The sequence below is a fragment of the Lacipirellula sp. genome, from assembly GCF_965279485.1.
Lineage (GTDB): Bacteria > Planctomycetota > Planctomycetia > Pirellulales > Lacipirellulaceae > Lacipirellula.
Genome location: NZ_CBDIIC010000001.1, coordinates 640,444 through 652,602 on the forward strand (window position 1 = coordinate 640,444; position 12,159 = coordinate 652,602).

Consider the following 12,159-nt stretch of genomic DNA (forward strand, 5'->3'; position numbering starts at 1 on the left):
AATTCTTCCCTAGCGAATGCCGCCTTTGGCAATTGCTCATCGTTTCTATCTCACACTGCAAAGGTTTCAGCTCATGAGCCGCTCTTTCTTCAGCGTTGCGCTGGTTTCGTTTTTCTCTTTGGCTTCGATCGTTCCCGCGGTTGCTGTGCCGCTTACCGGCAGCGGCGTCCTGCCCTTTCCTGGCGCTACGGGCGACCCGGCTCGACAGAACTATGTCGCGGCTGGGTTGGCAGGCGGGCCGTTCACGGGCACCTGGAGCGTTCCCGCGAATCCGGCATGGATCGGCACGTTCCCGGCGACGGGGGCGATGCCGCACACGCCGCCGTCCGGTCCGCCTGTCACCGGAACGGCGATGTACGACTTTTCGATCGGCGGCGGCTACGCACCGGGGGCGCTGCCGGTAGGAACTTACTTCCAGTTCGGCGATCTTGATAATGGCTCGGCGTCGCCGGAGAACTTCCAACTGCGGGCGTTCAGCGGGACGAGCATGATCACGACGCCGTGGCTCGACGTGCCATTCGCGTCGACGGCGACGGCGTTCGCAGCCGACATGCCTAGTTACACCTTCGTCGCGGGGGTCTACCGTTTCGACGGCAGCGCGGTGCCCGGCAACCCGGCGATCAGCGTCTTCTTGAAGAACAACGTGGCCATCACCGGCTTGGAGGTGATGCGCTCGGCGACCACGACGGCGTTCTCGCTCGGGGCGCCGCTGGCGGTGCCGGAACCGGGTTGCGTGGTGCTGGCGATTTGCGGCGCGGCAGCGACGTTTGCTGTGGCTCGTCGACGCGGGCGCTAGGCGCTACGTTGTGAACCGAGCATTGCCAGCGTTTTTAATTGAACATTCGGCCACGCGGCCTACCCATCAAGCTTAGTGGGTAGGCCGCTGGCATTTGTAGCGAACGCGAGCTTGCCGGCCCGAAAAAAAGGAAACGAATCTGCCGCCGCTGATCGAGTCAGATTAGGATGGCGGGCATCTATCTCGCTCCCCCTGCCCCACCCGCATCAGTCGCTTGCAACCGAGTTGCGACCGTCACTGCGTCTGAGTTTGCATGACCAACCTGTTCGCTTACGGCACGCTGATGTTTCCCGAGGTGTGGGAGCGCGTGGTCGGCGGACGGTATCGACAGGCGCCGGCGACGGTGTGCGGCATGCGCGTCGTTCGGGCAGCCGGAAAGCTGTATCCCGTGATGATCGCCGGCGCGGCGGAGGACGTGGCGCGGGGGATCGTTATTTACGATCTCTCGGCCGAGGCGCTGACGGCGCTTGATGAATATGAAGCGTCGTTTTACGAGCGTGTGGAAGTAGCCGCGGTCCTCGACGACGGCAGCGGTGCGGCGAGTGCTCAGGCTTACCTATTACCGCAAAGCCATCGGCAGTTGGCGAGCGATGAAGCGTGGGTTGCCGAAGTGTTCGAGCGCGACAAGATGGGCGATTACTTTCGGTATCTGGGCTGGGACCGCTGAGCGATGCGATCCTAGCCCCGGGCTCCGCCCGGGGGTCGCGTTGCGTTACGTGACACGGCGCCAAATGAAATCGTGGCCGACCCCCGGGCGGAGCCCGGGGCTAAGATAGGGAATGCCGTACGAACTACGGCGAGCACGCGGCCATCGACGTGGCGATTTCTTCCCAATCTGAGAGGCGGCGTTCGCAGCGGAGACGCGACAGGTAGCGGCGATCGTACTTGGCCGACATCCGTAGCGATTCGGGATCGGAGTCTCCTTCGAGCGTCGCGTGCACCAGCGCGTTGGCAACGTGGACCGCGGTGAGCGGCGAGAAGGCCGTGCCTTCGTGAGCGCTCGGGTCGTGGTGGAGCGCCACCGCTTCGATCAACTCTTGCGGCAGGCCCCACAGGCCGAGCAGGTAGCCGCCGATATCGGCGTGCGACGCGGAGAACTGGTCGAGTTCGGCATTCAGCAGTGGCAGGTCGGCGCTCTCGGCGGCGAGACAGACCTGGGCATACTCAAGGCCAAAGTAGTCGGCGAGCACCAGCTTGCCGATGTCATGCAGGATGCCGGCGAGCATCGCGTTGTCGGCTTGATCGCGGTCGAGGCCTTCGGCTTCGGCCAAGCGTTTCGCCAAGCAACCGACGGCGAGACTATGTTCGAGGACTTGCTCGGCGAGCGCGGCGGGTACGCGCGACTCTTCGAGTTGGCGGAAGACGCCGGCCGACAGCACCAGCGGCTTCAGGGCGTTGAGCCCGAGCAGCGCGGCGGCGTGGTGGACGTCTTTCACGTGGACGGTGAGGCCGAAGAACGAGCTGTTGACCAGCTGCAACACTTTGGCGGTCATCGCGACGTCGGAGCCAATGAGTTGAGCGACGCGAACGACCGAGGCGTTCGGATCGCGCAGCTCGCGCATCAGTTCCATGAAAACCGACGGCAGCGACGGCAGCGTGCTGATCTGCGAGACCAGCGCCTTGAGGCCCGGCTTCGAAAGCCGCTTGCCGATGATGCCGGCGCGGGCGATCGAATCGCGGAACAGGACCGGGTCAACCGGCTTCGCTAAATATTGGTGAGCCGGGCCCATCGAGCGGAGGAGCTCGTTGTGTTCGGCCTGATTGCAAACGAGTAGACGGATCGCATCGGGATAGAGGTCGCGAACGCAGGCGAGCAATTCGCCGCCGTCGGCCCCTGGCATTTTCAAATCGGCGACGACGACGTCGTACGGCTCCATCGCGAGCGCGTCGAGCGCTGGTTCGGGGCCGAAGCAGAACTTCATCTGCCAGTCGCTACGGTATCCGCGCAGCAGCCGCTGGGTGCGATACAGCGCCTCCGCGTCGTCGTCTACGATGAGAACCCGCAGCATCGTCGTCATCTCAAGCTTGCATTCGATGGGGATCGTAATTGGCAAACACGCGCGGCATGGGCGGAAATTCCGCCGGCGGCGAATGTTCACTGGAAGCATAGCTCCTGAAGCGGCGCGTCGATGGCGCCGACCGAACGCGGGGGAGCGATTGTGACGGCGCGACGCAGGAAACGACGCAATTCCCAGCGGAGAGGCTCGAAATCGAGCGGCTGGTAGGGGCTGTGCGGGTAAATCGGGCGGGCGAGCGGCGGCGGGTCGCGGGTAGTGGCAAACGCGCGGGCGAGGAGAATGGGAGTACGAGGGTGTTTTTAGCCACCGGCTCCGCCGGGGGGTGACGGTGCACGCGGCTACGCCTACCGGCATGGCGAGCCACCCCCGGGCGGAGCCCGGGGCTAAATGAATGCGGGCCTACTTTAGACCGGCGAGTTCTTTGAGCGGGCCGATGCTCACGGTCGATGCGCGGGTGAGCGGGTACTTCGCGAGTTCAGCGTGAATGTCGCCAAGCGTCACGTCGTCGAGGGTCACGAGGTCGTTCGTCACGGAGCGGTACTCGCGGCGCTGCATCCAGTTGCCGCCGACGTTGAAGAGGCGGCTACGGGGGCGTTCGCTGCCGAGAACGACGCGAGCCTTCACTTTGCTGCGGGCTTGGCGGAGCTCTTCTTCGGTGATGCCCTGCTTCTCAGCAGTCGCATAGACCTCGCGGAGTTTGGCGAAGTTCTCCGCGGCGTCTTCGGGGGCGCAGCTCAGCCACGTGTAGAGCATGCCGAGGCCCTGGTACTCGTAGTGGCCGAGGCTGGCGGTTTCAGCGATGCCTGGGTCGACGAGTTCCCAATACAGGCGGCTGCCGGAGTCGTCGCCGAGGATCGTCGCCAGCAGTTTCGCGGCGTAGCGATCGGCGTCTTCGCTCGCGGGGCCGTCGGCGAGTTGCAGAATGTACTGCTGCGTCGACGATTCGCGGGTAACGCATTCGGTGCGGGGCTTCGAGGCGGGTTTGGGGAGATCGCGGTTCGCGGCGCGCGGTTCCCATTTGCCGCAACCGGCTTCGACTTGCTTTACGAGTTGGTCGAAATCAACCTTCCCCGCGGCGGCAACGAAGATGTTGCTAGGGCAGTAGCGGGCTTCGAAGTAGGCCCGCATTTGGTCGGCCGAGAGGGCGCCGACGGTATCGCACGTGCCGAGCACGCTGCGAGCCATCGGGTGGCCGCCGAAGTGAAGGACCTTGATGTGGTCGTCCATGCCGAACGGCGGCTGGTCGGCGTACATCTGGATCTCTTCGAGGATCACCTTCTTCTCCATGTCGAAGTCATCGCCGCGGAGGCTCGGGCGCATGATGTCGGCAAGGAGGTCGATGCTGGCGGCCTGGTACTCGGGCAGCACCGAGGCGTAGTAAACCGTGTTCTCTTCGCTGGTGAAGGCGTTGTAGTGGGCGCCGATTTCGTCGAAGTCGCGGTTGACGTCCTCCGCCGTGCGGCGGGGCGTCCCCTTGAAGATCATGTGCTCAAGGAAGTGGCTCACGCCGGCGACTTCATCGGTTTCGTCGCGGGCCCCGGTGCGCACGAAAAAACCGACGCCCAGCGAATGGGCAAGGTCGTTGCACTCGGCGACAATCTCCAGTCCGTTGTCGAGCGTGGCACTGCGAAACTTCACGGCGGTTGCTTTCTGGTCTGACTTTTTAGGACTTCACCACGAAGGCGCTAAAGCACGGAGTTCGGCACGAAGAAATAGCTCGTGCTTCATTAAGTCTTCGTGCAATTTCTTGGTGTCTTCGCGCCTCAGAGGTTCGAATTTTTAAGAAGGAATCTTGAGAGCCTGCGGGCCGAGCGTCGCAAACGTAAAATCGCTCGGCGGGTGTTCGTCGAGATATTCGTTGATGCTGTGGGCCGAGAGGGCGTCGACCTGGGCGCCGAGTTCTTCGAGCGAGCGGACGCGGTTGAGGTGGTACCAATCGCGGGCGATCGAGCCGCTGCGGGCGGAGGTCGACTCTTGCTGCATGATGAGGCCACTCTTAATGCGGGCCTTGAGCCGCTGCAGTTCCGATTGCAACACGCCCTCGCGGAGTCGGATCAGCTCGGCGTAGGTGACGTCGAGCGTTTCTTGAGCCCGCTCCGACGTGGTGCCGGCGTAGCACATCACCCGAGCGCGGGTGAGTTGCGTTTGTAGCGACGCGCTCACGCTGTAGCAGAGGCCGCGCTTTTCGCGGACTTCGGTGAAGAGCCGCGAACTCATGCCGCCCGACAATACGCCGACGGCGGCCCAGGCCTGTAGGTAGAGGGGATCGCTGTAGGGCACGCTGGGGAACGCGATGCCGATGTGGCATTGGTTGCCGTCGAAGTCGATATGCGGCGACGATTCGGCCGGCGGCGTTTCTTTTGGCGCGACCGGTTCGACGCGTTTCCAGGCGCCAAACTGCGATTCGACCAACTCGACGAGTTGGTCCCAATCGATCTTGCCGGCGACGCCGAGGATGGCGCCGTTCGGGCGGTAGTTCGTTCGCCAGTGGCGTTTCACTTCGGCAGCGGTGGAGGCTTCGACGCCCGACTCCGTGCCATGGCTTGCGCGGCCCCACGGATCGGGGTAGGTGCGGCGGCGGAGGTCGTCCATCAGCTTCTGCGATGGCTCATCCTCGACGCCGCGAATTTCTTGATAGCAAACCATTTGCGCGGCATCGAGTTGATCTTCCGGTAATTGCGGACGCTGGACGATGTCGCCGTAAATCGCCAGGGCGTCGAGCAAGTTATCGGCGAGCGTGGCGCCGCTAAAACTAGTTTGCGAGATGCCAACCGATTCGCCGCGCTCGACGCCGAGGATTTCGAGGTCGTTGATCAGGGCGCGGCTATCGCGTTCGCCGGCGCCGCGAATCACCATATCGCAGAGCAAGCTGGACAGTCCGAGGCGATCGGCGGGATCGGTGCTGCAGCCGGAGGGGACCATGAGCGTGAAGGCCGCCGACTCGGCGGTCGCCACCGGCTCGGCCAGCAGCATGAGGCCGTTGGCCAGTTGATGGGTCTCGACCGTGCGTCGCTGGACTTGGCTCGATGAGGTCATGCAGGCTTTCCCGGCCCTGGAGCGGGCGGGGACGATGGTGTTCCGAGGGTCGGGCCGCCTATCGGCCTCGCAGGAAGCCTACCGGGGTCCCCGGCACGCGGCAACTGCTAATGCAGGCAGAAATACCCTACCGAACGGCAGCCCGGAAAGCTGGCGGGAGCTCTTCGATGGCTTTGTAGACGGTTTTCACCGAGCGGAAGCCGAGCCGTTGGTAGAGTCGCACAGCGGCGTCGTTCTCGGCGGTGACTTCCAGGCCAACGCGCGAGACTCCCACCTGCTGGAGGCCTTCGAGCGCGGCGATGATGAGGGCGGCCCCGACCCCGCGGCCGCGGTGATGGGGCGTGACGCCAATGTTCTGGATGTTGGCCCGTTGCTGCGTCGTGCGGATCGCTTGGATCGTGCCGCAGCACTCGATGCGGTGAGCTCCGGCGCCGATGTACTGGGCTAGCCAAGTGGCTTCGGGGACGAACCCGTCGCGGTCGGAGATTTCCTCCATGAGGCGGACGCAGCTTTGCAATTCGCCCAGGCAGGGGAACACGGTCGCGTCGAGCTCGTCACGAAAGCTGAGGTACTTCACTTCCGCGTGATCGTGCAGCAACGCCGGCGACCACGAAACCATCCGATAGTCGGGGTAGACCGCGACCGGCGTGCGCCGGGAGCGGCGCAGATCGACTTCCATTTGGAAGCGTTTGTGGTAGCGGGTAGTTAGCAGTCGCATACCTGGCCAGCGGGCTGTGCGGGTGGCGCCAGGAATCTGGTGGGGCCGTCGCCGGGAGCGACCATGCCGGACGGTCCCCCCGATTCCCCAAGGATACCACAGGCTTTGGCGCGGGCCAGCTTTTTGCGGTTTGGGCAGGAAATCGGGGAGTTTTTGAGATTCAACTGCCCAGTACGCCAGGGTGGTTAGAATTGGACGACGACTGTGAGTTACGGCGTACGTTTCCATGCCTCACCTAGCCTCTCCCTTCAAGGGAGAGGGATCGATAGCCGCCCATGTCTGAGCTGAATCCCCTCCCCTGCCCTGCGGCGACTGGGTTGATCATTGTCGACCATGGGTCGCGACGTGCGGAGAGCAATGAGTTGCTGCTGGAGGTGGCGGAAGCTTATAGGCAGCACTCGGGGTGGGCGATTGTTGAGCCAGCCCACATGGAGTTGGCGGAGCCGTCGATTGCTGCGGCGTTTGCGCGGTGCGTCGAGCGAGGGGCCAAGCATGTCGTCATCTTTCCCTACTTCCTGGCGCCGGGGCGGCATTGGCATCAGGACATTCCGCAGTTGGCGGCCGAGGCCGCTGAGCCGTTTGCCGGCGAGGGCGTGACGCATTCGGTGACGCCGCCGTTGGGGCTGCATCCGCTGATGATGCGGGTGATGGATGACCGCATTCGCGAGGGGCTGGGCGACGGTCGGTAGGCGCGGGTGGCGGCGACACTCTGGCGCGAGTGGTGTGTTTTACCGTGCATTCGCAACCGCCGGAGTGTCGGCGTTGCCACCGGCAACAGGACGTTACCCGGCCCGATGGATCGCCTCATGTCGCTCGCGCGACCCCGACACTCGGCCGGCGCCCTTTTTCAATTCCAGAGAAACTAACCGGCCGAGTGTCGGGGCCACCCAGCGCATTTCCAGCCCCGGGCTCCGCCCGGGGGTGACGTTGCGCGAGCGCTGCGTCTTCCGAAATAGTAACCGACCCCCGGGCGAAGCCCGGGGCTAGGGGGAGCAGGCTCGCGCCGCCCGCAGCTAGCAGTGCAGCAGGCGACTCTTCCGACTGGGTAGGTTTTAACTCTCGCGCAAAATCTGCCGATAACGGAATGGATGGCGCACCGCTGCGCTGTTTCACTTGCGCCTCGTGCTGACGCGACAGGGATGTCCCATGCGCACTCGTCACCTCTGCGTAATGCAGTTTGCTTTGTCACTTTCGCTCTTCGCCATTGGCGAGGGACAGGCTGCGGATCAGCCGTTTGTTCCCGGCACGGGCGTGAAGGTCGTCCAGTGCGGCGACAACTTCGAGGCGTCCGATTGGCGGTATGTCATGAATGGCGCCAAGGCGAGCCACGAGCAAGATGGCGAGCAACGGCCGCCGGGCGGGCGCTCAGTGAATGGTCGCTGGTACGAGGGCGCCAAACGCGGACAGCCAGACGTAATCCGCCGGATCGCGACGCCGCCGGGCGGACTGCCCGGCAGCAAAGGTTCGCTGTTCCTGGCGACTAAGAACTCCGGCGTGCCGCGGAGCTACAGCGGCGAGCAGATGCAGGACGACCTGCTGATGAGCGTCGAGTCGCGGCTCGGGCGGCCGATTCCGGTCAGCTGGAGCCCGAGTTGCGTCGTCCGCGTTTACCTCCCCGACTTCAAGCGTTGGGAGAATCGCAGCGGGGCGTCTTTCGGCGTTCGCGCCGACGTCACCGGTAGAACGCCCGACGGCAAGACCGAACCGTATTGGCCGGGCATGTTTATCATGTTCCGCAGCGAAACGACGGCGAAGTACGAGCGGGACTTCGCTCAGCTTACCGTCCGTGCTCGTCCCAACGGGCAAGACGTTCCGGGCCCGGTGATCGACGAACCAGGCTGGTGGACGTTTGGGCTCGCGTTCACGCCAGACGGGCAAGTTCACCAGTACGCGCGGCCGGGCGTGGGCAACCTCACCGAAGAGGATCACCTCTACTCGAGCTTCCCGTACGGCAACAAATGCCTGGAGTTCAACAACTTCTTCTTCAACGTCGCCAACATGGACGACGGGAAGACGTGGTCGACGCCGTGGGTAGTCGACGATCCCGAGCTGTACGTCATTCCGCCGCGCGGGCAGACGATTCAGAATCTTACCCGCCGCGGCAACGAGGGCGTCGCCGGACGGAACCGGAAGAGCCAATCGCGCACGGCGTTCGGGAAGCTAAACGACGTGTTCCGCTAAGCCGCGAGCGGCGGCTGCCGATTACTCGGCGGCGGCGGGAACTTGTTGTTGATCGGGCTCGCCCGGTTCGACCGATTCGTCGACGGACAGGATGTACCCCGCCATCGCGGCGAGCATCAGCAAGACAACGGTCCAGGCGCGCCAATCTTTGTGAAGGCCGCGGCTCTTCGGATGCTGGACATGGCCGTGATCGTGGTGCCCGTGGTGGTTGCCGTGGTTTTCTTTGCTCATTGCGCTCTCTGGACAAGCCGCGGGTTGAGCGGCATCTGCTGGTGTTGATTATCGAAGACTGGACAGGATCACAGGATTTCGCGGATCGACAAGATCAAAACTGCGACTTAGACTCCGCGACGGCCGGCCCGCCAACTCGAAGTTCAATCCTGTAGATCCCTCTGATCCTGTTATCCTGTCAATGTATTTCACATGCGGCTGTTTGTTCACGCCGCTTAAAGGCCTTCGCTAAGCCAGGCCTTCGCCTTCTCGATGTCGGCGGCGTCGAAGTATTCGATCTTGGCCAAGGTAAACGGTTTGCAAACCTTTGCCATGTACTTCTCCCACGTCTTTTCGCCGACGAGGGCGATCCGCTCGATGTGGGTGCATTCCTTGGTGGAAAACTTGATGTCGTCCCACAGCGCGTGCAAGTCCCAGCCATGGAAGTCGTGGAACTGAGCGAGCATGCGGACCTTGCCGAACTGGGCGACGGCGGCTTCGACCTGCGGGACGAAGAACTTATAGTCCCCGTCGTGGAGCTTGCTGCTCATCTTGAAGCCGAGGACCTTCTCGTGCCCGGTGGGGATTGCTTCGACCATGGCGGGACTCCTGAAACGGGGAGACGGGGTTTGGACGGCTGCGCGGACGCTGTTGGGTAATATACACGCGCCGGGGCGTCGTTGGCTGCAGGCATGGTGGGGTTGGCACGATTGGGCGCTTTTGGCCGGAACGTACGGCCTGATTTTGCGACGCAGCGTCTCGTTCCCACGCGGAGCGTGGGAACGAGATGGAATCTCACCACGGGAATATTCGGGGCGGCGGGACGAAAGGAAATTGTTATAACGCTCGCGGCGTTTTCAATTTCCTCGGAGCCTCCGCACGATGATCCGCAAGATTGTGAAGTGTTTTTTGGCCGGCGTGGTGACGGTGTTGCCGCTGGTGATCACCGTGGCGGTGGTCGGGTGGGTGGCTCAAACGGTCACTGGGCTCCTTGGCCCGAGGACGTTGCTCGGCGGGTTGCTGGCCCAGATGGGCTTTGTCGTTTCTCCGACCACGGCGCCGTGGATCGCTTACACGGTCGGGTGGGGATTTGTCCTGGCGCTGATCTTCGGGCTGGGCGTGCTCGTGGAATTCGGCGCCAAGCGATTCGTTCAGGGGAACCTCGACCGCATCGGGCGGAAGCTGCCGATGCTCGGCGGCGTTTACGGCACCGTGCGGCAGATGATGGGAATGATGGACAAGGAAAACAGCGACCTCAAGGGGATGAGCGTCGTGTTTTGCACCTTCGGCGGCGACTCGGGGGCGATGTTCCTCGCCCTGCTGCCGACGCCGGAGCGGTTTCGCATTGGCGAGATGGAGTACAACGCCGTCCTCATTCCTTCGGCGCCGGTGCCGATGGGCGGCAGTCTCATCTTCGTCCCCGCGGCGTCGGTGAAACCGGCGAATCTGAGCGTTGACGCGTTCATGAGCATGTACGTGTCGATGGGGATGTCGGCGCCGCAGTTTTTGACGGCGGCCCGCTAGAACTCGTTGCGTGTGCGTGAATGCATCCCTAGCCCCGGGCTCCGCCCGGGGGTTGCATTGCGCGCGACAAGGTCAAACGTAATGGGAAGCCACCCCCGGGCGGAGCTCGGGGCTAGATCGCTAGCCACTCAGCGTTGTTAGGTAGCCGAGCAGGATCAGGCCGAGCAGCAGCGCCGCGGTGAGGATGATCCACCGCGGTTGCCATTGGTGACGTGCCGGTTGATCTTCGAGCGAGAGATACTCGCCGCACTTGGGGCACTGAGAGGCTTCTTCCCAAACTTCGGCGCGACAGTACGGGCAAGTCACCGTCGGCTCGTCGCCATCTTCTTCGTCATACTCTTCGACGTCGTCGTCCTCGTCATCCCAATCATCGTCGGGATCTTGCCAAGTTTCGCGGATGTTCGGCATCGGTTTGTTGTTGCTCGGACGGCGACGGGCATTTCTTTGCATTGGAATGGTTTTGGGTTGAGCCGCCAAGCACGCCAATTCGCGTCATTCGCGGGAAACCTGTATCCTGTGTCTCCTTGGCATTCTTGGCGGTTCAATTCTTTTCTTCTCAATTCAGACAGTCGAGGAGCTAGCGCAATGGGGTCCACCAGTTGCCGCATGGCATTGTCGTTCTGCTTACTGGCAACGTTCGCCTCAACGCTGCGGGCGGACGAGCCGCCGGCGTTTCAGCGGACGGAAGACGTCATCTACGGCCGAAAGTTTGGAACGGCGTTGACGATGGACGTCTTCAAGCCGGCGAAGCCGAACGGCGTGGGGTTGATCTTCGTGGTCAGCGGCGGGTGGTACTCGGACCACGCGGTGATCAACGAAGGGTTTCTGAAGCCGTTCCTGGATCGTGGCTACACCGTCTTCGCAGTCGTGCACGGGAGCCAGCCAAAGTTTAACATTACCGAGATCCTCGGCGACATGCACCGCGCGGTGCGCTACATCCGGCATCATGCGGCGGAGTATGGCGTCGATCCGGAGCGGCTCGGCATCATGGGGGCCTCGGCGGGCGGGCATCTATCGCTGATGCAAGGGACGGCCGGCGCTGCGGGCGATCCGAATGCCAAGGATGAAGTCGATCGCGAGAGCAGTCGCGTGGCTGCCGTTGCTTGCTTCTTTCCGCCGACCGATTTTTTTAATTATGGCAAGCCGGGCGAAGATGCACTCGGTCGCGGCGTGTTGAAGGGGTTCCGCGCTCCGTTTGATTTCGAAGAAATGGACAACGACACGAAACGGTTCGTCGAGATCACCGACGAAGCGAAGTTGCAGGAAATCGGCAAAGCGATCTCGCCGGTGAATCACGTATCGGACGATGATCCGCCAACGCTGATCATTCATGGCGACGCCGACGAACTGGTGCCAATTCAGCAGGCAGAGGTTATGGTGGCGGCGCTGGAGAAGACTGGAGTCGAAGCGAAGCTTGTGACGAAGCCGGGGGCTGGGCATGGCTGGCCCGATTTGCCGAAGGACTTGGAGACGCTGGCGGATTGGTTTGACGAGCACCTCCAAGAGAAGTGAGCCTGTTGTCTTGCCTTACTGCAAATGCAAATGCTTTTTTAACCACGAAACACACGAAATGACACGAAAAAAGAAGATGGGGGGAAGGAATGTAGCCGAGTTCAACTTCTCAGTTCTTCTCCTTTTTCGTTGCTTTCGTGTGTTTCGTGGTTAACTGCCTTTCC

At 62.7% G+C, this 12,159-nt stretch carries 13 protein-coding genes; 6 read left to right on the plus strand and 7 right to left on the minus strand.

The genetic code is table 11. From position 1 onward, the window contains the following. The first annotated feature begins 73 nt into the window (after positions 1 to 73). Together ACQY7R_RS02745 and ACQY7R_RS02750 are read left to right on the plus strand one after the other, a co-directional pair. The gene (locus tag ACQY7R_RS02745; protein ID WP_428304069.1) at positions 74 to 796 is read left to right on the plus strand and encodes a hypothetical protein; all 723 of its coding nucleotides are present in this window, start codon (positions 74 to 76) and stop codon (positions 794 to 796) included. Positions 797 to 1,049: 253 nt separating this feature from the next. Further along, on the plus strand, positions 1,050 to 1,463 hold the full coding sequence (locus ACQY7R_RS02750; RefSeq protein ID WP_428304070.1) for a gamma-glutamylcyclotransferase family protein: 414 nt from the start codon (positions 1,050 to 1,052) through the stop codon (positions 1,461 to 1,463). Between the two features lie 124 nt (positions 1,464 to 1,587). Here ACQY7R_RS02750 and ACQY7R_RS02755 read toward each other — a convergent pair whose 3' ends face one another. The 4 genes from ACQY7R_RS02755 to ACQY7R_RS02770 all read right to left on the minus strand — a co-directional run bounded on the left by ACQY7R_RS02755 (position 1,588) and on the right by ACQY7R_RS02770 (position 6,568). Next, positions 1,588 to 2,805, minus strand: a complete 1,218-nt coding sequence (locus tag ACQY7R_RS02755) for an HDOD domain-containing protein (protein ID WP_428304071.1) — start codon at positions 2,803 to 2,805, stop codon at positions 1,588 to 1,590. 408 nt (positions 2,806 to 3,213) lie between these two features. Further along, positions 3,214 to 4,452 (minus strand): M16 family metallopeptidase, encoded by a 1,239-nt coding sequence (locus ACQY7R_RS02760; protein WP_428304072.1) that lies wholly within the window; start codon positions 4,450 to 4,452, stop codon positions 3,214 to 3,216. A 141-nt stretch (positions 4,453 to 4,593) separates the two neighbouring features. Then, positions 4,594 to 5,850, minus strand: coding sequence for a M16 family metallopeptidase (locus ACQY7R_RS02765; protein WP_428304073.1), 1,257 nt, complete (start codon positions 5,848 to 5,850; stop codon positions 4,594 to 4,596). 127 nt (positions 5,851 to 5,977) lie between these two features. Beyond that, positions 5,978 to 6,568: a GNAT family N-acetyltransferase gene (locus ACQY7R_RS02770; protein ID WP_428304074.1), complete on the minus strand. Its 591-nt coding sequence runs from the start codon at positions 6,566 to 6,568 to the stop codon at positions 5,978 to 5,980. A 275-nt stretch (positions 6,569 to 6,843) separates the two neighbouring features. Here ACQY7R_RS02770 and ACQY7R_RS02775 point away from each other — a divergent pair, with 275 nt between their 5' ends. Together ACQY7R_RS02775 and ACQY7R_RS02780 are read left to right on the plus strand one after the other, a co-directional pair. Next, entirely contained in the window at positions 6,844 to 7,257 is a 414-nt protein-coding gene (locus tag ACQY7R_RS02775; protein ID WP_428304075.1) for a CbiX/SirB N-terminal domain-containing protein, read from the plus strand. A gap of 481 nt (positions 7,258 to 7,738) precedes the next feature. Further along, positions 7,739 to 8,749: a hypothetical protein gene (locus ACQY7R_RS02780; RefSeq protein ID WP_428304076.1), complete on the plus strand. Its 1,011-nt coding sequence runs from the start codon at positions 7,739 to 7,741 to the stop codon at positions 8,747 to 8,749. 21 nt (positions 8,750 to 8,770) lie between these two features. Here ACQY7R_RS02780 and ACQY7R_RS02785 read toward each other — a convergent pair whose 3' ends face one another. Together ACQY7R_RS02785 and ACQY7R_RS02790 are read right to left on the minus strand one after the other, a co-directional pair. Then, positions 8,771 to 8,980 carry a hypothetical protein gene (locus ACQY7R_RS02785; RefSeq protein ID WP_428304077.1) on the minus strand — a complete coding sequence of 70 codons (210 nt, stop codon included), beginning with the start codon at positions 8,978 to 8,980 and terminating at the stop codon, positions 8,771 to 8,773. A 215-nt stretch (positions 8,981 to 9,195) separates the two neighbouring features. Next, a complete protein-coding gene (locus tag ACQY7R_RS02790) occupies positions 9,196 to 9,558 on the minus strand; it encodes an STAS/SEC14 domain-containing protein (RefSeq protein ID WP_428304078.1) in 363 nt (120 codons plus the stop codon). A gap of 283 nt (positions 9,559 to 9,841) precedes the next feature. Between ACQY7R_RS02790 and ACQY7R_RS02795 the strand changes: the two genes are divergently transcribed. Further along, positions 9,842 to 10,483 carry a DUF502 domain-containing protein gene (locus ACQY7R_RS02795; RefSeq protein ID WP_428304079.1) on the plus strand — a complete coding sequence of 214 codons (642 nt, stop codon included), beginning with the start codon at positions 9,842 to 9,844 and terminating at the stop codon, positions 10,481 to 10,483. 120 nt (positions 10,484 to 10,603) lie between these two features. On the opposite strand, the gene ACQY7R_RS02800 is transcribed toward ACQY7R_RS02795, so the two are convergent. Continuing rightward, positions 10,604 to 10,933 (minus strand): hypothetical protein, encoded by a 330-nt coding sequence (locus ACQY7R_RS02800; RefSeq protein WP_428304080.1) that lies wholly within the window; start codon positions 10,931 to 10,933, stop codon positions 10,604 to 10,606. A gap of 135 nt (positions 10,934 to 11,068) precedes the next feature. Here ACQY7R_RS02800 and ACQY7R_RS02805 point away from each other — a divergent pair, with 135 nt between their 5' ends. Next, positions 11,069 to 11,995 carry an alpha/beta fold hydrolase gene (locus tag ACQY7R_RS02805; RefSeq protein ID WP_428304081.1) on the plus strand — a complete coding sequence of 309 codons (927 nt, stop codon included), beginning with the start codon at positions 11,069 to 11,071 and terminating at the stop codon, positions 11,993 to 11,995. Positions 11,996 to 12,159: the final 164 nt, after the last annotated feature.

Bases quoted from the DNA above. Each gene is read 5' to 3' on its own strand.
- ACQY7R_RS02745 (WP_428304069.1), top strand. From the start codon at position 74: ATGAGCCGCTCTTTCTTCAGCGTTGCGCTGGTTTCGTTTTTCTCTTTG.
- ACQY7R_RS02750 (WP_428304070.1), top strand. From the start codon at position 1,050: ATGACCAACCTGTTCGCTTACGGCACGCTGATGTTTCCCGAGGTGTGG.
- ACQY7R_RS02755 (WP_428304071.1), bottom strand. From the start codon at position 2,805: ATGCTGCGGGTTCTCATCGTAGACGACGACGCGGAGGCGCTGTATCGC.
- ACQY7R_RS02765 (WP_428304073.1), bottom strand. From the start codon at position 5,850: ATGACCTCATCGAGCCAAGTCCAGCGACGCACGGTCGAGACCCATCAA.
- ACQY7R_RS02770 (WP_428304074.1), bottom strand. From the start codon at position 6,568: ATGCGACTGCTAACTACCCGCTACCACAAACGCTTCCAAATGGAAGTC.
- ACQY7R_RS02775 (WP_428304075.1), top strand. From the start codon at position 6,844: ATGTCTGAGCTGAATCCCCTCCCCTGCCCTGCGGCGACTGGGTTGATC.
- ACQY7R_RS02780 (WP_428304076.1), top strand. From the start codon at position 7,739: ATGCAGTTTGCTTTGTCACTTTCGCTCTTCGCCATTGGCGAGGGACAG.
- ACQY7R_RS02785 (WP_428304077.1), bottom strand. From the start codon at position 8,980: ATGAGCAAAGAAAACCACGGCAACCACCACGGGCACCACGATCACGGC.
- ACQY7R_RS02790 (WP_428304078.1), bottom strand. From the start codon at position 9,558: ATGGTCGAAGCAATCCCCACCGGGCACGAGAAGGTCCTCGGCTTCAAG.
- ACQY7R_RS02795 (WP_428304079.1), top strand. From the start codon at position 9,842: ATGATCCGCAAGATTGTGAAGTGTTTTTTGGCCGGCGTGGTGACGGTG.
- ACQY7R_RS02800 (WP_428304080.1), bottom strand. From the start codon at position 10,933: ATGCAAAGAAATGCCCGTCGCCGTCCGAGCAACAACAAACCGATGCCG.
- ACQY7R_RS02805 (WP_428304081.1), top strand. From the start codon at position 11,069: ATGGGGTCCACCAGTTGCCGCATGGCATTGTCGTTCTGCTTACTGGCA.